Origin of the sequence: Methylocaldum sp. 14B (genome assembly GCF_002005105.1) — a bacterium.
In the GTDB taxonomy this organism is placed as follows: Bacteria; Pseudomonadota; Gammaproteobacteria; order Methylococcales; family Methylococcaceae; genus Methylocaldum.
In genome coordinates, this window is the sequence record NZ_MSCV01000002.1 from 1 (window position 1) to 21,751 (window position 21,751).

Here is a 21,751-nt window from a genome sequence, read left to right on the forward strand (position 1 = left end):
TTTTAAAAGTCAACTTACCACCCAAACCCAAACCAATCCTGCGGCGAGTTAATCGACCGCATATCTATCACGAGCTTGACGCATTAGCTCAATGATCTGATTGCCATTAAATTTTAGAACGCAGCAACAGCAATCTCGCCTCCCCTTAGGAACCTCAGTCTTTAAGACGGTCTATTACTGGCCCTCGTTCGCAAGGGCATAACCATTAACTGGCCTATTCTGGTCGTCCCTCGATCGCGGGATATCGATGCCTGACGGCTATACGTTCGACGAGGCGAACGCGGTTCGTCATTGTCATACGTTCGTAATATTTCGGTAACGAAATAGTCATAGTCTCCCCTTAATCTTTTGTTGCTTTGGCGCGATCGATTGTTGAGATGTAACCAACAGCCCAAAAAATGGGCATATGCCAAAAAGTTGCGTCGGCTCTAGAGGCGCAATTCTTCGAGCACAGTTTTACGATTGGGGGAACAATGAGATTTAAACACTTAGCCTGTGCGATGTCCGTTGCATTTACCGGAGTCGGCGCGAATAACGCGTATGCACTCGACCTTTATATGGACAGCAAGACCAAGCAAATTTACGCAGAACCCGGTCCGGGGCGCGTACGACTCGGCAACTTTGAAAGAGTCGACGAAGAAGCGACCGAAGAACCCAAAACGCCTAAGAAAGCCGCAAATTCCAAGGGGGACGGCGACCAGATTAGAGCCGTAGAGGCACGCCTTAATAAAAAAATCGATGCTTTAGCCAATAAGCCCAAAGCTCCGGATGACGCCAAGGTCACTCTTGGCGCAAAGGGACTTCAGTTTCAATCGAACGACGGAAACTTCAAATTCGCCATCAACGGGCGCCTCCATGCGGACGCCGCCATCCAGTCCGGCGACAAGTTTGTAACTTATAACGACAACGATCCTAGTAACGGAAGCTTCGATCCTGCCGACGAAGAAGCGACAAAGAGAGATCTCGACTCCGGCACCGAACTCCGCCGTGTCCGTATCGAGGTCGCCGGCCAGTTCTTCAACGACTGGAAATTCAAGCTGCAACCGGACTATGCCGACGAGCAAGTCAGACTCAAGGACGCGTTCGTAAAATACACCGGTTTCGACTGGGGCGAATGGACCATCGGCCAAAGCAAGCAACCGTACAGCTTTCAGCAGATGATGAGTTCCAACGACATGCCGTTTATGGAACGTTCGTTGGAGTATGCTTTCACCGATGTTTCTGTGAACCGTGCGATTGGCCTCCGCTATGATCATTACGGTCGCACATGGACCGCCGCAGCTGGCATTTATGGCGATACGGCAACACGGCAAGCTGACAGCGCGGCGGACGACGAAGGCTGGGGCGCGTCGGGGCGCGCTACTTGGGCTCCCTGGTTTAAACCGGGCGAGCTGTTCCATGTCGGCGCTTCTGCCGCTTACCGAGTACCGCAGCAGGGCGACAAAACCGTTCGGTATCGCAATCGCCCCACTCACATCGATCACTTCTATCCGATCGATACCGGGAATATCGGAAATATCGACGATGAGGTGTTTTTCAACGCCGAGGCAACGGGCGCCTACGGCCCCGTTTCGTTCGAAAGCGAATATAACGTGGCCTATTTGCAACGGAACGGGGATGGAACCGAAGACGCCAAGTTCGACGGTTGGCACTTCGACGTGATGTATAGCCTGACCGGCGAATCGCGGGCCGCCGCCTACGATCCGAAAGATGCCGTCATTAAGCGTTTAACGCCCAATCGAAACTTTGACTTGGCCGGCGGCTGGGGCGCCTGGGAACTCAAAGGCCGCATTTCGCAAGTCAACATGAACAAGATCGGTACGCCCGGCGAACGTGGCGGACGCGAGACAGCGGCGACCCTCGGTGTCAACTGGTATCTGAATCCGTGGTTCCGGTTGATGCTGGACTACACCCATGTGATCGATATAGATCTCGGCACCGCCGGGACAAGTCGAGCACTTCTCGAAGGGGATCCGTCAGATCTCGACACGGTTCAGATGCGTGGCTCTCTGGCCTTCTAAACGAGCCATTTAGCTCGTCTGTCAAACCGAGAACCCCGCGAAAGCGGGGTTCGTCTTTGATACGCCGCAGATACCTGCTCCAAAGCATGCCACCTGACCGGCGCAGCTGTGCTTGCTTGCTTTACATTGTTATGATTTCTAAGGCTTTTCAATGTCATAACTTACCCCGCAGCGGTAGCCTTATCCAAAATCTAACAGGGAACACTGTTTCATGGAATTCAAGGATTATTACAAGATCATGGGTGTATCCAGAGACGCCTCGCAAGAGGATATAAAGCGAGCCTATCGTAAGCTCGCCCGCAAATATCATCCGGACGTCAGCAAGGAACGTAATGCCGAGGAGCGCTTCAAGGAACTTGGCGAGGCTTATGAAGTTTTGAAAGACCCGGAAAAGCGCGCGGCTTACGATCAAATCGCGGCCGGTCGCCAGCACGGCGAACGTTTTACGCCTCCACCCGACTGGGCATTTGACTTCGACTTTGGTGGTGGCGGTTTTACGGGGAGCGACGCAAGCGGATTTAGCGATTTTTTCGACAGCCTATTCGGCCGGGCTACGCGAGGCGGGCGGAGAGAACCCCGTAGCGGCTGGACCGGACCTCTATCTGGCCAGGATCAATATGCCAACATTTACATCAGCCTCGACGAGGCATTCTCGGGAGGGACTCAAACGGTTACTCTTGCGAGCCCGGAAATCGATGCAAAAGGCAGGGTTGTTAACAAGACCCGCACCTTAAACGTCAAGATACCGAAAGGCGTCAAAGAAGGACAACGCATTCGCCTGTCCGGGCAGGGCGGATCGGGTCGGTTGGGCGGCACGGCGGGTGATCTTTATCTGGAAATACGATTTAAGCCTCATCCATTCTTTCGCGCCGAAGGCGCGGATATCTCGCTGGAGTTGCCAGTAACGCCCTGGGAGGCCGCTCTCGGACTTTCGGTTCCCACACCGACGTTAGGCGGCAAAGTCGAACTCAAGCTCCCTCCTAACTCTCAAAGTGGGCAGAGGCTGCGCTTAAAAGGCCGCGGGCTGCCCTGCACTCCACCAGGAGATCAAATTGTAACTCTGCGCATCGTGATTCCGGAGGCCACAACCACGGAGGCCAAGTCTCTCTATAGAAAGATGGCCGAGGTCATGCCGATGAATCCACGGGCGCATATGGGAGCGTGAACATGACGAATCGGACCGCTACCTCCTCGTCCGGTATGGTATTGGACGAAACGATTAAACTATCTCTGGTAGATGTATGCGAGGCATGCAGAGTCGACGCGGAATCCATTTTTGAAATGGTTAACGAAGGAATTGTCGATCCAGAAGGCTCGGAGCCGATGAATTGGCAATTCAACACCGCCGCGTTACGGCGCTTGCAAACGGCGTTACATCTGCAACGCGATCTCGGGGTTAACCTGCCCGGCGCGGCACTGGCATTGGATTTACTCGAAGAACTCGAGGCTTTACGCCGGCGCGCGCTGTAAGTGACATTTTAGGGCCTTCTATGAACACGCTGAACCACATACACCACGGTCTACACCATACTTTGCATTCGCTTGCCGAAGGCTGGTCTGCCTTGAAACAACGAGCGTCCCATGCACTCACGCGCTTTACACTTCGCGAGCCTCCTCACGAAGGGGGAAAATTGACGCAGGGAGCGTCGCGATGGGGTTTATTGCCAGCGGAAGTGCGGGAGGAGAATGATCGGATTACGATCGATATAGAAATCCCGGGAATGGAGGCCGACGATTTCGAAATACAAATCCTCGAAGATCAGCTAATCGTCCGGGGCGAAAAGCGAAATGCGCACGAGGGAAGCATTGGCGAACGTTATTTTCTGTTGGAACGAGCCTATGGTTTTTTTGAGCGGGTCATACATCTGCCTGCCGAGATTGACCAGGACAACATAAAGGCGCGTTACCGGCGCGGAGTTTTATCGATTTCGTTGCCCAAATCCAGCCATAACCATTCGCAACGGATAACGGTGACTACAGCATGAAAAGCATACCAATCAGTTTCGCACTACTACCGGCGTGCAAAAATTCAGGGAACATGAGGTTTGTTTGACGCAAGCGTATCCTGCAACGCCAGCCCTAAGGTGTTATACAAAAACTTAAAGTCCTGGCCCTGAAAACGCTTGGGAATCACCCGCTGACTCCCCAGCATCAACTCCGCCATTTCGCCGGCACCCAGCCTGAGAAGCCATGCCGGAACGGTTAGTAGCGCGGGCCGTCTCAAAACGTTTGCCAAACATTGAGTAAACTCATCGTTGCGCACCGGTTCAGGTGCCGTTAGGTTGAACGCTCCGTCGAGAGCCGGCGACTCCAATAAATACTGAGTCATCGCAACGTGATCGTTTATGTGAACCCAAGACATCCATTGCTTACCATCGCCAAGCCGCGCACCTAACCCAAGCTTGAACGGAAGCAGCATTTTTTGCAGAAATCCGCCATTCTTGCCGATGACCAATCCGGTCCGAAGCAGGCATACCCGAACGCCGTATTCCCTTGCACTTAATGCGACACGCTCCCATGCCTCGCATAGTTCTTGGCCGAACTCGCCCCGTACCGGGGGCGAATTTTCATCAAGGATTTCGTTCCCCTGATCACCGTAGACTCCAACCGCTGATCCGCTGATAAGCACCGTCGGCTTGGAATTGGCATTACGGATCGCGTCGATGAGATGCTCGGTCAGGGTGACTCGACTATTCCATAGAATTTGTTTTCGTTGCTCACTCCAACGGGGGCCGATAATGGGTTCTCCCGCTAAATTGATCACAGCGTCGAAATGTTGATCCGACGTCCATTCGGCTAAACTTTTCAGCGCGACCACTCCGATCCCGCACTTTCCGGGCACTGTCTCAGGCTTTCGACTAAGCACGGTCAACTGATGACCTGCGCCAAGCAGTGCTTTACATAAGCTCCTGCCGATAAACCCAGTTCCGCCAGTGATGAATATTCGCATATTTCCTCCCCCTCCCTTGGCAAGGATGTAAACAACCCCTTATTTCCTATCGACGAACTGCTTTCCCAGAGGGCGCGAGCTTCGCACCCGAAAAACAGCTCTCGTAGAAAAAGAGGGCAAGCAATTATAACGGGTGGTGGATTTGGGGCACCAGAATCGATTGGTTTCGGGAATGGCTAGGCTATTTGCCCAGCTAGACGAGCGGTGGAGGAGAAGTCTTACGAGGAAGTGGCAAGGATAGGATTGTTAACTAAGATTAAAAACTTATAAGGTAACGCCTATGCTTGCCACATTTGGTGGCCTATTTCTTGTCGTCGTCGCTGAAAACCCAACGGACGAAGAAGACGGCAGCAGCTATAACTACGATAGTGACCACCATACCCATCGGGGTTCTCATTTTTTCAACTAAATCTAGTATGGCTCCCATTTCTTAACCTACCTTATTTGGTTTTATCGAAAATCTTAATAGCAGAACAATGCTATCGCGCCGGTTATCTTACCGTCTGAGCTAGCGCTGTCAAGTCGCTGGACGTCTGTCACGAGCGGCCCAACGGATCGATCCGTTAATCGTAGCAACAAAAACGGTACGTAAACCAGCCGCGCCTTTATGATTCAGTGACACAAAAAAACCTGGATGAAGAAACCTTCATCCAGGTTAATATCGGTGCCTTTAAAGGCTAAAAGCTAATTATTAAAAGCTACTGCCGCTTCGTACAAAGGGCAGAAAGACTTATCAAAAATAAAAATTAAAGGCTCGGGGATACGGTGGTCGAGATCTTCTGTTTGTCACCGTCAGGAGAGTTACCGCAAGCAATCACTCCCAGAGCTACCATGACCAAGCTGATAACGCATGCCAATTTTTTCATAAGATCCTCCTCAATTTCCAAAGCTTTAAGATTTTTTAGTTGGTAGTGCATGTAGCACGGAATCTTTTATAAAGAAGATTTCCCGAAAATGCAAGGGGCAGAAAGGGCGGAACGTTTGAACCCACGCACCCGCCTAGCACGGGCAGAAAACACGAGGTACCGATTGGATCATTCAGAGAAAAAGCACTTCCAGCCCGGCGGAGACGGAAGCATCCTGATTACCAGTCACATCGCCTCGTACCTGATCGAGCCCGATGAAATCGAACAAATTGCGATCCGCAAGCTGAGATAGCGCTATATTCTGCAGCGCTGTAAAAATAGTTTCCAAGCGCCCTGGGAACTGCTTTTCCCATGACTGCAGCATTTCCTTCATCGCCTTACGCTGCAAATTTTCCTGCGAGCCGCAGAGGTTACACGGGATAATCGGAAACGCTTTGATGCGCGCGTATTCTTCAATATCCTTTTCCCGGCAGTACGCAAGTGGCCGAATAACGATATGGCGCCGATCATCGCTCAACAGTTTGGGCGGCATTGCCTTAAGGGTGCCGCCGTAAAACAGGTTGAGAAAGAAGGTTTCAAGGATATCGTCGCGATGGTGACCCAACGCGATCTTGGTAATGCCGTGCTCAGCGGCATATCGGTAAAGCAACCCGCGTCGTAATCTGGAACACAAACCGCATGTCGTCTTGCCCTCCGGTACTACCCGCTTGACGATGCTGTAGGTATCCTGCTCAATGATATGGTAAGGAATCCCGCGACCGGCGAGATACTCCGGCAGCACGTGCTCGGGAAATCCCGGCTGCTTCTGATCCAGATTAACAGCAATGATGTCGAACTGAACCGGGGCATTCAGCCGAAGACTGAGCAGGACATCCAGAAGCGTGTAGGAATCCTTTCCTCCCGAGAGGCAAACCATCACCTTGTCGCCGTCCTCGATCATTCGATAGTCGGCGATGGCCTCGCCGACTAAACGGCGCAATCTCTTTTGCAGCTTATTGAATTCGTAACGCTGCTTTTCGGTCAGAGCGCCTGCCGCCCTATCCACCATAACGCCCGAAGATCAAACTAGCATTAGTCCCGCCAAACCCGAAGCTGTTCGACATGACCGTGTCGATGCGGGCATCGTCGATCCGCTTCCGCACGATGGGAACGCCTTCCGCGCCCGGGTCCAGCGTTTCGATATTGGCCGAAGCGGAAATGAAACCGCCATTCATCATCAATAAGGAATAAATCGCTTCGTGCACGCCCGCAGCGCCCAAAGCATGGCCTGTCAACGACTTTGTCGAACTAATGGGCGGAACCTCATCGCCGAAAACGGATTTCACGGCCTGCAGCTCTTTAATATCGCCGATCGGCGTGCTCGTTCCATGCGCATTGATGTAATCGATCTTGTTGCGCACACTTTCCATGGCTTGCCTCATGCAACGCGCAGCCCCCTCGCCGGAAGGCTGCACCATGTCGAAACCGTCGGAGGTCGCGCCGTATCCGATAAGCTCGCCGTAAATCTTGGCTCCACGGGCCTTGGCATGCTCCAGCTCCTCAAGAACCAGTACCCCGCCGCCTCCCGAAATAACGAATCCGTCCCGGTCGGCATCATAGGGACGCGATGCAATCTCGGGCCTGTCGTTATATTGCGAAGACAACGCTCCCATCGCATCGAAGAGCACGGTCATCGTCCAATGCACTTCCTCGCCGCCGCCGGCAAAAATGATGTCCTGCTTGCCCAGATGAATAAGTTCCGCCGCATTTCCTATGCAGTGGGCACTGGTCGCGCATGCGGAACTGATGGAGTAATTGACCCCCTTGATCTTGAACGGCGTCGCGAGGCAGGCGGAATTGGTATTGGACATGGTCCTGGGCACCATATAAGGCCCAACTTTCTTAACGCCCTTCTCACGATAGTTGTCGAACGCAAGCAAGAGATTCGCCGTGGAAGGACCGCCCGACCCCATGATCAAGCCGGTTCTAGAATGCGATATTTCGGATTCGTCCAAGCCCGAATCGGCGATCGCCTCCTGCATGGCGAGGTAATTGTACGCTGCGCCATCTCCCATGAATCTGCGAATCTTGCGATCTATAAGATCGTCCAAATTCAGATCGATCGGACCGTAGACCTGACTGCGGAATGCCATCTCCCGGTATTCTTCGCTGGACCGAATACCCGAACGCCCCTGTCGCAGAGACTCGGTTACCTCCTGTTGATTGCTGCCTATGCTGGAAACGATACCGATGCCGGTTACAACAACGCGTCTCATATCTGTATAGCTCGCTCAGAACGCATCTGTAGAGGTAAACAGGCCGACCCGAAGATCGCTAGCCTCATAGATGACCTTGCCATCGCACTCCATTTCCGCGTCGGCAAACCCCATGACTAACTTGCGCATCATCACCCGCTTGAGATGAATACGGTAAGTCACAAGCTTATGATGCGGCAGTACCTGGCCGCGAAACTTGACCTCTCCCACACCTAACGCGCGCCCGCGCCCTAACCCGCCCATCCAACCGAGGTAAAATCCGATCATCTGCCACATGGCGTCAAGGCCGAGACAGCCCGGCATCACAGGATCATTCTGAAAGTGGCAGGAAAAAAACCAAAGGTCCGGCGTTATATCCAACTCGGCGATGATCATACCTTTGTCGTAAAGCCCCTCATCGGAACTGATACGGGTGATGCGATCGAACATCAACATCGGAGGAAGCGGCAACTGGGCATTGCCGGGGCCGAACATTTCACCGCGTCCGCATTGAATCAATTCGTCCCGACTGTAACTGTGCTGTCTCTGTTGTAATCTAGATTCCTTAACAATCATAAAAGTGCCCGATATCGCTGTTGTTTTATGTTGCCCCTCGGCACCCACTGGTTACCGAGGGCGACCAGGCCGTACCAAAATTCCAAGCCGATTGCCAAACTTTATCGTGGGCGAAAATCCATTTATCGATGAGAACTTCCGGATAGCACCCTCGGAACGCACGAAAGTTTATTTCCCGTCAAGGCCTAGCAAAGAAAAGGCTTATTGTATCAGGAAAACATGAATTCCAGCAGCGTGCGGCAAAGTCGGTATTGAGACACCGTCATATTTCCCAACAAGAAATGAAATCTATCCACACGTCCGCCAACGCGGAATTCACAGCCGATGCTTTGGCCATCGGCCGTCATCTCGTCAAAGTTGGCCGACACAGAGAACACGGTTCGACATACCGGTCGGGTTATCATTCCCGGAAGCTGATCCAATCGGTGATGTGCTTTTATAGACCGGCCCGAGCCTACACGGGCTAGAATACCGAGCGTGTAAACGACAACGAGCAACCTTCGCGGGAAATCAGCCATGCAGGATCTACCGTCGATCGAAATTTTGCGCAGCTCACAGCCGCCAAGGGATTTCTTGGGGTATTCCGGCGCAGACCTGCCACCCGCAAGATCCCACCGTCTCATGGTGTTTACCTGTGCGTTCTTGCTCGCCTTCGTGACCGGCGCGACTTTTGTGTGGCTGCGCGAGCCGGTCTATGAGAGCACGGCCGCATTGCTTACGGTAGCGCCTACCGCCATAGACGAAGCAGACGCGAAAGCCAGCGTCCAGCACGTTACTGTACAAAGCGAGATCCTGCTCGGCGTCCCTTTGCTTGAAGCAACTTTGAGAAACTTGAGAGCCGCTGATGACGCACCCGAATTGTCCGACTTGACTGTCGGCGATCTTCAGGCCTTGCTCTCGGTCGATGTCGTAATCGAGACCAACATCGTTAAGCTGCACGCCAAAGGATCGAACCCCAAGGTTCTGGCTTCGGTCATTAACGCTTGGATCGATGCCTATCAAGCGCGCCGTGAACGACAGACCCGCGAAACGAAAGACGGCACCGCCACGGCCTTGCAGCTCGAATTTCAACAGCTCGCCCAAAAAATCGAGGCAAAGCGCTGGGAACTGGATCAATTTCGCCGTAAACACGGCATCGTTTCGAAAAACGACGCTGATAACCGCGCCATGGCCCGGCTTTCCGGTCTCAACACCGCACTCAACAAAGCCACCGAGGACGAGGTCAAAGCGAAAGCCCAGCTCGACGCCATCAAAGAGGCCATCGCCCGAGGCGAGCCCGTGGTGCCGCCCAGCGATGAGCAAGGATTGGCGAATCTGGAAAAGAAAGCGCACGACCTGCGCCAGCAGCTCAAGGATTTGAAACGCCGATACACGTCTCAATACCTTTCGCTACAGCCTCAGTTCAAGCTTATTCCGGAACAGCTCAAACAAACCGAAGACGAGATCAAGAAAAAGCTCGAATACGGGAAACAGAACGCATTGAGCGAAGCACAACAGGCTTATGCGTCCGCTCAACAGACCGTCCGGGAAATACGCCGTCAAATCGAGGCGCATGAGCAGGAGGCGACCGAGTTCACAAGCCGTTTCGCCGAGCATGAGGCTATGCGCGCAAACCTCAAAAAGCTTGAAGAGGTTTACCGCGACGCCGAAATCCGGCTGGCACAGGTCGAAGCGAAACCTTACGAAAACCTCCCTCAACTCCAGGTCTTGGAACGGGGCTATGCCCCGGCTCGACCAATCTGGCCGAATTATTGGCGCGACAGCGGTATCGTCTTCGGCGGCAGCCTCGGCCTCGGCCTGATCACCGTGTGGCTTTACGAATACCTCACGCGCAGGGAAACCCCGCCGCCTGCGACAGTCTTACCCGATATCCACGTTTATTCGGTGCCGGAAAAAATTTTGCTTGAGCGTCGAATGACAACGCCGTCGGCCCTTCCCGCAGAACAATTTCCCGCTTTGGAAAGCCCGACGATACGAGAACTGACCGAGCCGGAGATCCGCGTATTACTGGAAGCGGCCAATCGCAGCACCAAATGGACGATAGGCCTGCTTCTATCCGGTCTGAGCCTTGAGGAAATCGCGGAACTGCGTGCCGAGCAGTTCGAACACGCCGGTGATACGCTGCGTATCGACGGCAAAAATTCTAGGGCTGTGCCCATCCCTCGGCGCCTTAAACTTTGGTTGGCCGAAAGCGAAGACTTTCCCAACTTGGAAACGGACGACCCGGCATCGTTGATCGCCTGCGCGGCCGTCGATTCCGGCCTTGCGCAGCCCGAAACGATCGATGCATCCGCCCTGCGCCACACTTATATTAGTTATTTGGTCCGCCAAGGCATTCGGCTGTCCGAACTGGAGCGTATCGTCGGCCCGCTGCCGGCGAAAACGCTCGCTGGCTACGGACGCTTTTCTCCACCCGGTCCTGGATTGCCTGCCGAAAGCGTGCCGCTGATTTATCCCGCTCTTAGGGTCTAACGACTTAGAAATGGTTTCCGATTCCAGTCCTCAGAATTCCCACCGCTTCACCTGGGCTTATATCCGATCCGTCGCATTGGAGCACAAGCGCGAATTGTTCACCGCTCACCTGATCGCCGTGTTCGCGGCCTTGAGCGCGGTCCCCGTGCCTTTACTCATGCCGCTGCTGGTGGACGAGGTCTTGTTGAACAAGCCCGGCATGGCCGTCGGCCTGCTCGGCCGGCTTTTTCCCGCCGAATGGCATGGGCCGGCCCTGTATATTTCGGCCATACTGGGGCTTACTTTGCTCCTGCGCCTGATTGCGGCGATCTTCAACGTGTGGCAGACGCGGCAGTTCAGCTTTATTGCCAAAGACACCATCTATCGCATCCGCTGCCGGCTGATCGGCAAGCTGCAGCGCATCTCCATGGCGGAATACGAAAATCTCGGCAGCGGCTCCGTCGTGACCCATCTGGTCACCGACCTCGATACGCTCGATACGTTCATCGGCACAACCGTCGCGCGCTTCGTGGTGGCGTTACTGTCCTTGACCGGCACCGCCGTCATTCTACTGTGGATGCATTGGCAGCTTGCGCTGTTCATCCTGTTCCTGAATCCAATCGTGATTTTTTTCACCAAATCGCTGGGAAAACGGGTAAAAAATCTGAAGCGCGAAGAAAATTCCGCGATCGGCGCCTTTCAGCTCGCACTCACCGAAACCCTGGATGCCATCCATCAAATCCGGGCCAGCAATCGGGAGAAGCACTACATGGGGCGGCTGATGGAAGCGGCACGGACGGTTCGCGAGAATTCGGCCGCCTACGCCTGGAAAAGCGACGCCGCCAACCGGGTCAGTTTTCTGGTCTTCCTGTTCGGGTTCGACGTCTTCCGCGCCTTGGCTTTTTTTATGGTGATCTACTCCGACCTCACCGTCGGCGAGATGATGGCGGTCTCGGGCTACCTGTGGTTCATGATGACCCCGGTGCAGGAGATTCTGGGAATACAGTACGCCTGGTTCGGCGCGAAGGCGGCGCTGGAGCGGATCAACCAATTGAATGACCTGAAGCAGGAGCCGAAGTACCCGCATCTGATCGATCCCTTCGAAAAGGATAGGAGAGTGGGCATCTTCATCGACGATCTTCACTTCGCCTATCCGAACGGCAACGAGGTTTTGCGCGGCATCTCCATGGACATCCGCCCCGGCGAGAAAGTCGCGTTGATCGGTGCAAGCGGCGGCGGCAAATCGACCTTGGTGCAAGTATTGATCGGCCTTTATCCCCCGACTTCGGGCATGGTCTATTTCAACGGCGCGCCTATGGACAAAATCGGGATGGACGTGATACGGGAACATGTGGTCACGGTATTGCAGCACCCGGTGCTGTTCAACGACACCGTCCGAGCCAACCTGACCCTGGGCCGTCCGGCGCCCGACGAAGCACTCTGGCGCGCGCTCGAAATCGCCCAACTCAGGGACGTGGTGGAAGACAGCCGCGACCGGCTGGATACCGTCGTCGGCCGGCTGGGCATGCGGCTTTCCGGTGGTCAGCGCCAAAGGCTGGCGATCGCCCGCATGATCCTGGCCGATCCCAAGGTGGTGATCCTCGACGAAGCGACCTCGGCCATCGACAATGAAACCGAGACCCGCTTGTACGAAGGTCTGGACGAATTCCTCGCGGACCGCACGACGATCATCGTCGCCCACCGCTTGAGCGCGATCAAACACGCCGACCGCATTTACGTGTTCGAGGACGGGCGCATTTGCGAGCAGGGCGATCATGAAACCCTGGTTTCCGGCAAAGGTTTGTACGCGCGGCTCTATGGCCAGAAACCCGCGGTGCGGCGCGCACGGGATCTATCGTTCACCTCCTAAGCCGTGCCCTACGGCTCGATTCGCCGGAGGGAAGCCGAAAATCGCCAGCCGTAAATCGGGTACAATACCCGGCTTTCCGGACTCAAACCTCGGGCGTGCCTTTGTACGATCTCCACACCCATTCCACTGCTTCCGACGGCGCCTATTCGCCGTCCGAATTGGTTCGCCAGGCCGCAGCAGCCGGCGTAAACGTGCTCGCCCTCACCGATCATGATTCCACCGCGGGCCTAGACGAGGCTGAGACCGCCGCCCTCGAAGCCAGCATTCAACTGATTCCCGGCGTCGAAATATCGGTAACCTGGGCGGACAAAACCATCCACATCGTCGGTTTGCGCATCGACCGTCACTGCAACGTCCTAAAACAGGGACTGAGCCGCCTCCAGGCAACGCGCCTCGAACGGGCGCAAGAGATCGGCCGGCGCCTCGACCGCTACGGTGTTCCTGACACCTTTGAAGCGGCGCGGGAAATGGCCGGCGACGGCATGATTACACGCACCCATTTCGCTCGTCATCTCGTGGAGCTAGGTCTGGCAGGAAGCATGAAAGACGTGTTCGAGCGTTTCTTGACCCGCGGCAAGCCGGGCTATGTTTCGACCCGGTGGGCCGAAATGGCGGATGCCATCGCTTGGATTCGCGAAGCAGGCGGTGGCGCCGTGCTGGCCCATCCGCAGCGCTACAAACTCACCGCCAGTTGGATGCGACGGCTGATCGGGGAATTCAAGGAATGCGGCGGCGAGGCGATCGAGGTCGTCTCGGGAACGGCCTCTCCTAGCGATACCCAGTCCAGCGCCGAATACGCGCGGCGTTTCGGATTGCGCGCCTCCAGCGGCTCCGACTTTCACAGCCCGGAAACAGCCTGGGTGAAACTGGGCCGATTACCCCCGCTTCCGTCCGATCTGACTCCGGTATGGACTCATTGGAACCATTGACTCGTTGCACCTGGGCCGAGCGCAGCCTGCTGGAGCAGGCTTATCACGACCATGAATGGGGAACGCCCGTCCACGACGACCGCCTGCTGTTCGAATTCCTGATTCTGGAGGGCGCACAGGCCGGCCTTTCCTGGACCACGATTCTTCGTAAACGAGACGCCTACCGTGCGGCTTTCGACGGCTTCGATCCGGAACACGTGGCCCGCTACGACGAAGCCAAGACCGCCGAACTGCTGGCCAATCCCGGCATCGTTCGCAACCGCCTCAAAATCGCCGCGGCGGTAAACAATGCCCGCCGTTTTCTGGACGTGAAGGAACAATTCGGCAGCTTCGACGCCTTTCTCTGGCGCTTCGTCGACGGCTGTCCCAAGCAAAACGCCTGGCGGAGCATGGCGGACGTGCCGGCCCGAACGCCCGAGTCCGACGCGATGAGCAAGGACCTCGAGAAACGCGGATTTCGTTTTGTCGGCTCCGTCATTTGTTACGCCTACATGCAGGCGATCGGGATGGTCAACGACCACACCGTCGATTGCTTCCGCTGGAAGCATTTGCATCCGGCCGAGTCGCCGTAAAACCTGCTTTACACTCCCCGGACCAATCTTCCCGCTTGGTCTGCCTCGAAAGGCTTCCTTAGAGGTTATCGCCATTCCCGGGGCTTTTACCCGTCGGAAGCGGGAGACCTCCAGTTTCCGCCAGTTTTTCAATGACTTGTAGCCATAACCGTGCGGTCCGCGCCTGAACCGTATCGGATGTCGCCCTGTACGACAGAGTCCATATGTCGAAAAATTTTACAGTTGCGGCGTCCGGACCACTGTCTTGCCCCGCGCTTGCAGGCGACACACGCATTCCAAACGATTGGCACATACGCTGCTTAACCAGTGCCGTCGGTTTTGGAGAGCCCAATTTGATTGCAATTCGACTCCTGCTTGGTTGGCTGCTAAGTATCAGCGCGACGCTTGTCCTGGCGCAGGACAGCATCGACACGGCAAGCGATCTGCGCACCCTGGCTCTGCGCTACGAGCACGGCCGAGGCGTCAAACAGGACTACGCCGAGGCTTACCGCCTTTACTGCAAAGCGGCGTTGCTCGGGGATGCGCAAGCGGCGTACAACCTCGGCTGGATGTACTTCAACGGCCGAGGACTTTCCCGCAAGGCGGACGTCGCCGTAGGCTGGTTCATGCGTGCGGCCAAGACCGGCGATGTTTATGCGGCGCGGATGCTGGTGCGCTACCAGGGCATAACCCCTGCGGACGACTCCGACTGCCAGCCCGAACCGGCACCGGTTACAGCCAGCATCGAGCCCAGTTCAAATCCAAGCCGGAAACTCGTCGAAAGTTGGGTCAGCCAGATCGCACCGCAATATTCCATCGATCCGCGATTGGTATTAGCCGTCATCCAGGCGGAATCCGGTTTCAATCCGTCCGCACTCTCCAGCAAGAACGCCCAGGGACTGATGCAGCTCATTCCCGCCACGGCGGAGCGTTTCGGCATCAAGGATGTCTGGAACCCGGTGGAAAACATCAAGGGCGGAACCGCATATCTCCACTGGCTGTTGCGGCATTTCGGCGGCAACGTCGAATGGGCGGTGGCCGCTTACAACGCAGGCGAGCGAACCGTTGAACAATATCAGGGCGTTCCCCCTTATCGGGAAACCCGCAACTATGTTCAGCGCATTCTGGCGACCTACCAAAAGACTGTTCATCCGGTACCGCCGCCGCGATCGGACGATCGTTTGTTCTAATCGGCCCGGAGCCGCTCTCCGTCCATCAAAGCCGCCCCGCATCGACAATCGGCGAAACCCAGTAGTGAATCGCCGATCCTGCGAAATCCGTCTTTAATCGATCCAGCAACACCTCCAGGTCGGAGCCGGCGAGCTGCACATCGAAGCGAACCTGCCGCTTGCGTCCGGTCACCTGCTCAACCAGAGTCAAGCTTTCCGGATGGCTCGAATGGCCGCTGATCGGAAAGCTGCTGAATCCGCTCGGATGCTCGTACTGCAATAGCCAATCGATTATGGGTTCCTCGTGACCGGGTGGGGCGATCAAGGTAAGAAGAAAGAATTCGCTCATGGGATGCTCCGAATGGGTAATTCCAAATCGCTTTCAATCAGGCATTCATTTTCGTAGGGTGGCTTAGGCGCACATCAGCACTGACCGACCGCCGATCACTGTGCTTCGCGTGCGCCGTAACCCGCCAAGCGACCTTCAATCGGTGGGTTACGCGGAGCCTGTCCTGAGCCTGTCGAAGGGCTATCCCGCCATCGAGGGGTTTCGCTTCGCTCTACCCATGCCACGATGAATGTTCACTCGAATGCCGAATGGAATAAGAATGAAATCATTGTTTTGGCTCCCCCACCCTAATCTTCTCCCAGAGGGAGAGGAGATTGGACCCGACTCTGGATTCGCCGTAGCGACGGTAGAGAATGGGCAGCAGCACCAAGGTCAGCAGCGTCGACGTGAAGAGTCCGCCGACGCCGACCACCGCCAGCGGCCGCTGGATTTCCGAGCCCGGGCCGGTCGCGAACAACAGCGGAATGAGTCCGAAGGCGGCGATGCCGGCGGTCATCAGCACCGGCCGAAGCCGGCGCATTGCGCCCACTACCACCGCTTCATCCATGGGTAGCCCCAGTACCCGCAGTTGATTGAAATAACTCACCATCACCACGCCGTTCAGCACCGCGATGCCCAATAGGGAAATGAAGCCCACCGAGGCCGACACCGAGAGATATTCTCCGGAAATCCAGACGCCGTACACGCCCCCAATGAGCGCCAGGGGCACGTTGGCCAAGACCAGAATGGCCTGGCGCACCGAACCGAAGGTGGAAAACAGAAGCAGGAAGATCAGCCCGATCGACACCGGAATAACCACGGCCAAGCGGGCGGCGGCCCGCTGCTGGTTTTCGAACTGGCCGCCCCATTCGATGTAATAGCCGGTAGGCAGCTGCACCTGGCCGGCCACGGCCTGCTTGGACTCTTCCACGAAGCCCACCAGATCCCGCCCCTCGACGTTGCTGCGCACCGATGTGTAGCGCTGGCCCCGCTCGCGGTTGACCGCCACCACGCCTTCCACCGGCTCGATTTTGGCGACTACCGACAATGGCACCCGGCGCCCGTCGGGCAAGGCGATCTGCAGGGTGGACATATTGGCCGGCTCTCCGGAGCCTCTGAGCAGCAACGGCGTGCGGCGGATGCCCTCCTGGACGATGCCGAGCTTGAGCCCCTCGATCTGGGCCCGCAAGGTGTCGGCCAGAGAATCCGCATCCAACCCCAGGCGTCCCGCGGCCAGCCGGTCCACTTTCACCACCAGGTACTGCATGCCTTCGTTGCGGATGGTGAACACGTCCGAAGCGCCGGGAATCTTTCGCATCACGGCGGCGATTTCCTCCGCCTTGGCGTTGAGCACGGCGAGTTCCGGGCCGTACAGCTTGACCGCCACGTCGCCGCGCACTCCGGTCAGCATCTCGGTGACCCGCATCTGAATCGGCTGAGTGAAGCCGTAAGCGATGCCGGGAATGGTATCCAGAACCTTACGGATTTCGTCGATCAGGGCTTCCTTGCTGTCCATGCGCCATTCGTCCGGCGGCTTGAGGACGAAGAAGTTGTCGGTCTCGTTGAGTCCCATGGGGTCGAGGCCGATCTCGTCCGCGCCGACGCGGGATACGGCCCGCGTCACTTCCGGCACGTGCTCCAGGATAGCCTTCTGGATTTGCTGGTCCAGGCGCACCGACTGCTCCAGCGTGATGGACGGCAGTTTCTCCACCTGCACGATGATGTCGCCCTCGTCCATGGTGGGCATGAAGGTCTTGCCGATCTGGAAATAAACGCCCACAGTGGACAGCAGCAGCAGTCCCGCGCCGAGCAACACGGTACGGCCGTGAGCGAGGGACCAGATCAGGACCGGGCGGTACCATTCCGAGAGCTTCCGCGCCAGCCAGGGCTCCTCGTGTTTGACGCGCTTCATCAGGAAAGAGGCCACGACCGGGATCACGACCAAGGAGAAGATCAACGATCCGCTCATGGCGAACACGTTGGTGAAGGCCAAGGGCTTGAACATCTTGCCTTCCAGGCCCTCCAGGGTAAACAGCGGCACGAACACGACGCCGATGATGATCGTCCCCGAGACCACGGGCGCGGTGACTTCGCGCATGGCGCGGTAGATCGCGTGCAGTCGCGGCACTCGATTCGTCTTGCTCTGCTCAGCGAGATGGGTGGTGATGTTCTCCACCACCACCACCGCCGGGTCGACCAGCTTGCCGATCGCGATGGCGAGCCCGCCGAGACTCATGAGATTGGCCGTCAGGCCGAAGTGGTTCATCAGCAGAAAGGTGAACAGGGCCACCATGGGCAGAATGAAGGCGACGGTCAGCGCGGCCCGGAGATCGCCGAGGAACAGAACCAGCAGGATCAGCACCAGAACGGTAGCCTCCACCAAGGCCCGGACGATGGTGTTTATGGCTTTCCCGACCAAGTCGCCGCGGTTGTAGAACACGCTGACTTTGACCTCCTTGGGCAAAGCCGGGCGGATTTCCTCGAGCTTCTTCTCGACTCCTTCCACCACCTGCCGGGCATTCGCTCCCCTGAGGCTCAGCACCAAACCCTCGACCGCTTCGCTCCGGCCGTTCTGGCTCACGGCGCCGTAGCGGGTCAGGGCGCCTATGCGGACGTCGGCCACGTCGCCCACGGTGATGGACGTGCCGTTCCGCTCCGCGACGACGATGGTGCGCACGTCGTCCAGGTCGACGATCCGCCCCTCGGTACGCACCAGAAGCGCCTCCTCGCCTTGGGCCAAACGGCCGGCGCCGTCGTTGCGGTTATTGGACTTGAGCGCCTCGGCCAGTTCCCCGATGCTCACACCGCGCGCCGCCATCCGCATGTTGTCGGGAATGACCTCGAAGCTTCTCACCATCCCGCCCAATGCGTTCACGTCGGCGACGCCCGGCACCGTGCGCAGCGCCGGTCTAATCACCCAGTCCAGGAGGGTTCGCCGCTCGGAGAGGCTCAAGCCATCGCCTTCCACCGTAAACATGAACATCTCGCCCAAAGGCGTGGTCATGGGTGCGATACCGCCTTCCGCGTTGCCCGGCAGATTTCCCCAAACCTCGTTCAGGCGCTCCGCCACCTGTTGGCGCGCCCAATAAATATCGGTGCCCTCCTCGAAGTCGATGGTGATGTCGGTAAGCGCGTATTTCGCGATGGAGCGGAGCATGGTCTGCCTGGGGATGCCGAGCATTTCCACCTCGATGGGCGCCGTGACGCGCGCTTCCACCTCTTCCGGGGTCATGCCGGGCACCTTGATGATGATCTTGACCTGAGTCGGCGAAACGTCCGGAAAGGCATCGATGGGCAGATTGGCCGCGGCGAACCAGCCGGCGCCGGCCAGGAGCAGGGCGCTCAGCAAGGCGAACAGGCGCTGGGTCAGCGCGAACTGGATCAAACGTGCGATCACTCTTCTTCTCCCATGCCGAGCCAGGCGGCCTTCAGCGCGGCCACGCCTTGCACGGCCACTTCCTCGCCCGCGTCCAAGCCTTCGTGAATGACGACGCTATAGGCTTCCAGACCGGCCACCGCCACTTCGCGCGCGACAAAACCCTCAGGCGTTTGCACGAACACGTAGTTTCGGCCTTCGTGGCCGACCAACGCGGCGACGGGCAGGCGGAAAATCAGGTCGGTGCTTTTGTGCATCAGTTGCGCGTTTATGTGCATGCCCGGCCGCAGATCCTCCGCCGGGCTGTCGACCACGGCCCGTACCAAAGCGCTTTGGCTCTTGGGATCCACGTGCTGACCGACCTCGATGATGCGGGCGGTGGCCCGAGAATTTTCCAGGCTGATGCGGTCGCCGATTCTCACCTCGTGCAGCCGTTCCTGAGGCATGTCGACCTCCAGCCACAATTCGTCCAGTCTGCCGACCCGAAACAGCGGCGCGAGTCTATCCACCCGCTGCCCCACCACGGCCATGCGTTCGAGCACGACGCCGTCTATCGGGGAACGCACTTCTATCAGACTGCTCAGCTGCCGATTAGTCTTAAGGCGCCGAATCTCGCCTTGGCCCAGCCCTGACGCCGCCAGGGTCTGTTCCGCTGCCCGCAGCGCCGCCTGAGCCTTGTCGAAATCGCTCTTGGTTTCCTGCCAGCGCAACCGGGAAATAATGCCCTCCTTAAGCAGAGTCTCGTCCCGTCTCAGCCGCGCTTGGGCCAAATTGAATTCGGAGGCGGCATCGAGCAATTCCCGTTGCAGGGCCAGCAAATCGGGACTCTGAATACGGGCGAGCACTTCGCCTTGTTTCACCCTTACGCCCAGGGGTACGGCGACGTTGCTGATCACTCCCGCTTGCGGGGCGCTGACGACGAATTCGTTCTGCGGCGGCAAGACGACGCGGGCCGGCGCCCGCGCCAGCGGCATGGCTGCAACCTCTTCCGGCTTCACCGTGCGGATTCCCAAATGTTTCGCTTGTTCCGCCGTAACCTGAACCGCATTCTCGGCCGCGAGTCCCGTCGCGCAAAAGCATAAAAGCATGGACAAAAAGACGAGTCTCATGGCGTGACTCCGACCACTTGGTTGTAGACCGCGATATCCCGCTGCAACAGGATGGCCCGTTCGGCGGCATCGCGAATGGCGGCCTGGGCGGTGGCCTGGATCTTGAGATAATCGATCAGCGAAATCTCCCCGGTCTCGAACGCGAGCCGGCTCATTTTGAGCTGGGACTCGGCGATTTCCCGCCGCCTTTCGGCGATCGTCAGGGCGGCGCGATCGACCTCGAGATTGTGTATCGCCTCATGCAGCGCCTTCTCCAACTGCCGCAACAAGATGTCCCGATCAGTCAGGCGCTGGGTCAGGACGATATTGGCCTCGGCCACGAACGGCGCGTTATAGGCCTCACCGCCGATGGGGATTTGCAGCACGAAGTTGGTTTCGTTGTTATAGCCTTCTTTTCGGGTGCCCCGTTCGTGCTGGGTACCGACCAGAATCGAAGGCTGGTTGCCCTGCTTGGACCTGCGGGTGAACTCGACTTCGGCCTGGGCGCGCTCGATCAATGCGTTGGCGACGGCCAGGGCCGGATGGCTCTCGTCGAACGTGCTGCGGGGGCTTTGCTCCTCCTCGAAAAATTTCGGCGCACGCTCCAGGCGGGTCAGATTGGAATAGCTCTTGCGGGCATGCATCACCTCCGCTTCGGCCTGAACAACCGCGGTCTTTTTCTCCAGCTCGTCGCTTTCCGCAAGCAGCAAGTCTGCCCGCGCGAGGTCGCCGACATCGACACGCCGTTGCACCAGGGCGGTCAACTGCCTGGAAACCTCGTAGATACGCTCGGCAAGCTCATATCGGTTTTCCACCAGCCGAAGGTTCCATAGGGCATCGCGCACCAGGCCCGCCACCTCGTGCCTTATCGCCCGCGCGAGCAAAGCGGTGCTCTGCGTCGCTTCCTCGGCCACGGCCCTGCTCGCCGCGCGCTGGCCCCACATCCATACCGGAATTTGATAGCCGGTCTGTATTTCCACCGCGCCGCGATCGTTAAAGGCACGATCGTCGATCCATTGCAGATAGACCGCAGGGTAACCCGCTATCCAACTGGCACTGCGGCGCTCCAGAGCCTTAGCCTCATTCTCGAAAGCCGCGATGAGAGCGCTTTGCGGGTATTTTTCGAAAGTGGCCTCGATGACCTGGCCAAGGCTCAGCGATTCGTCGAACACCAGCTCATCGTAATGATCGACAAAGCGCTCTTCGGAGGCGACGGGCGCGATCGCGAAAAAACAAGCCGCGCCTGCCACACACACTAAAAGCTTCATTGGTATTTTTCTCCCAAAGTCACGAGCCGGGACGACGGTGACCGCTGCTCAAGCTGGACGGGAAACGCTCCCGT

Annotated in this window: 17 protein-coding genes; 9 read left to right on the top strand and 8 right to left on the bottom strand. The window is 57.2% G+C overall.

Features of this window, described 5'->3' with window-relative positions; all coding sequences use genetic code 11:
• Window positions 1-473 precede the first annotated feature (473 nt).
• The 4 genes from B2A78_RS01470 (at window position 474) to B2A78_RS01485 (ending at window position 4,006) form a co-directional block, all read left to right on the top strand.
• Window positions 474-2,021: a porin gene (locus B2A78_RS01470; protein ID WP_166642736.1), complete on the top strand. Its 1,548-nt coding sequence runs from the start codon at window positions 474-476 to the stop codon at window positions 2,019-2,021.
• 211 nt (window positions 2,022-2,232) lie between these two features.
• Window positions 2,233-3,186, top strand: coding sequence for a DnaJ C-terminal domain-containing protein (locus B2A78_RS01475; RefSeq protein ID WP_077728138.1), 954 nt, complete (start codon window positions 2,233-2,235; stop codon window positions 3,184-3,186).
• A gap of 2 nt (window positions 3,187-3,188) precedes the next feature.
• Window positions 3,189-3,491, top strand: a complete 303-nt coding sequence (locus tag B2A78_RS01480) for a chaperone modulator CbpM (protein ID WP_077728139.1) — start codon at window positions 3,189-3,191, stop codon at window positions 3,489-3,491.
• A gap of 20 nt (window positions 3,492-3,511) precedes the next feature.
• Entirely contained in the window at window positions 3,512-4,006 is a 495-nt protein-coding gene (locus tag B2A78_RS01485) for an Hsp20/alpha crystallin family protein (protein WP_077728140.1), read from the top strand.
• Between the two features lie 44 nt (window positions 4,007-4,050).
• On the opposite strand, the gene B2A78_RS01490 is transcribed toward B2A78_RS01485, so the two are convergent.
• The 4 genes from B2A78_RS01490 to fabA form a co-directional block, all read right to left on the bottom strand.
• Complete coding sequence (locus tag B2A78_RS01490) at window positions 4,051-4,971, bottom strand: TIGR01777 family oxidoreductase (RefSeq protein ID WP_077728141.1); 921 nt, start codon at window positions 4,969-4,971, stop codon at window positions 4,051-4,053.
• A 1,038-nt stretch (window positions 4,972-6,009) separates the two neighbouring features.
• The gene (gene ttcA, locus B2A78_RS01495) at window positions 6,010-6,885 is read right to left on the bottom strand and encodes a tRNA 2-thiocytidine(32) synthetase TtcA (RefSeq protein ID WP_077728142.1); all 876 of its coding nucleotides are present in this window, start codon (window positions 6,883-6,885) and stop codon (window positions 6,010-6,012) included.
• Window positions 6,875-8,092 (bottom strand): beta-ketoacyl-ACP synthase I, encoded by a 1,218-nt coding sequence (fabB, locus tag B2A78_RS01500; RefSeq protein WP_077728143.1) that lies wholly within the window; start codon window positions 8,090-8,092, stop codon window positions 6,875-6,877. Before fabB ends, ttcA begins: the two co-directional genes overlap by 11 nt.
• A gap of 15 nt (window positions 8,093-8,107) precedes the next feature.
• On the bottom strand, window positions 8,108-8,647 hold the full coding sequence (gene fabA / locus B2A78_RS01505; RefSeq protein WP_077728144.1) for a 3-hydroxyacyl-[acyl-carrier-protein] dehydratase FabA: 540 nt from the start codon (window positions 8,645-8,647) through the stop codon (window positions 8,108-8,110).
• A gap of 516 nt (window positions 8,648-9,163) precedes the next feature.
• Between fabA and B2A78_RS01510 the strand changes: the two genes are divergently transcribed.
• The 5 genes from B2A78_RS01510 to B2A78_RS01530 all read left to right on the top strand — a co-directional run bounded on the left by B2A78_RS01510 (window position 9,164) and on the right by B2A78_RS01530 (window position 15,638).
• Complete coding sequence (locus B2A78_RS01510) at window positions 9,164-11,119, top strand: hypothetical protein (protein ID WP_077728145.1); 1,956 nt, start codon at window positions 9,164-9,166, stop codon at window positions 11,117-11,119.
• 10 nt (window positions 11,120-11,129) lie between these two features.
• Window positions 11,130-12,968 (top strand): ABC transporter ATP-binding protein, encoded by a 1,839-nt coding sequence (locus tag B2A78_RS01515; protein WP_077728146.1) that lies wholly within the window; start codon window positions 11,130-11,132, stop codon window positions 12,966-12,968.
• Between the two features lie 95 nt (window positions 12,969-13,063).
• Window positions 13,064-13,897: a PHP domain-containing protein gene (locus B2A78_RS01520; RefSeq protein WP_346425831.1), complete on the top strand. Its 834-nt coding sequence runs from the start codon at window positions 13,064-13,066 to the stop codon at window positions 13,895-13,897.
• A complete protein-coding gene (locus tag B2A78_RS01525; RefSeq protein WP_240502377.1) occupies window positions 13,894-14,469 on the top strand; it encodes a DNA-3-methyladenine glycosylase I in 576 nt (191 codons plus the stop codon). The genes B2A78_RS01520 and B2A78_RS01525 overlap by 4 nt, the downstream gene beginning before the upstream one ends.
• A 332-nt stretch (window positions 14,470-14,801) precedes the next feature.
• Window positions 14,802-15,638: a transglycosylase SLT domain-containing protein gene (locus tag B2A78_RS01530; RefSeq protein ID WP_240502368.1), complete on the top strand. Its 837-nt coding sequence runs from the start codon at window positions 14,802-14,804 to the stop codon at window positions 15,636-15,638.
• Window positions 15,639-15,663: 25 nt separating this feature from the next.
• On the opposite strand, the gene B2A78_RS01535 is transcribed toward B2A78_RS01530, so the two are convergent.
• The 4 genes from B2A78_RS01535 to B2A78_RS01550 form a co-directional block, all read right to left on the bottom strand.
• A complete protein-coding gene (locus B2A78_RS01535; RefSeq protein WP_077728150.1) occupies window positions 15,664-15,966 on the bottom strand; it encodes a DUF3240 family protein in 303 nt (100 codons plus the stop codon).
• 265 nt (window positions 15,967-16,231) lie between these two features.
• Window positions 16,232-19,339 (bottom strand): CusA/CzcA family heavy metal efflux RND transporter, encoded by a 3,108-nt coding sequence (locus B2A78_RS01540; RefSeq protein ID WP_077728341.1) that lies wholly within the window; start codon window positions 19,337-19,339, stop codon window positions 16,232-16,234.
• Window positions 19,339-20,430: an efflux RND transporter periplasmic adaptor subunit gene (locus B2A78_RS01545; RefSeq protein ID WP_077728151.1), complete on the bottom strand. Its 1,092-nt coding sequence runs from the start codon at window positions 20,428-20,430 to the stop codon at window positions 19,339-19,341. The genes B2A78_RS01540 and B2A78_RS01545 overlap by 1 nt, the downstream gene beginning before the upstream one ends.
• Window positions 20,427-21,677: a TolC family protein gene (locus B2A78_RS01550; protein WP_077728152.1), complete on the bottom strand. Its 1,251-nt coding sequence runs from the start codon at window positions 21,675-21,677 to the stop codon at window positions 20,427-20,429. Before B2A78_RS01550 ends, B2A78_RS01545 begins: the two co-directional genes overlap by 4 nt.
• Window positions 21,678-21,751 lie beyond the last annotated feature (74 nt).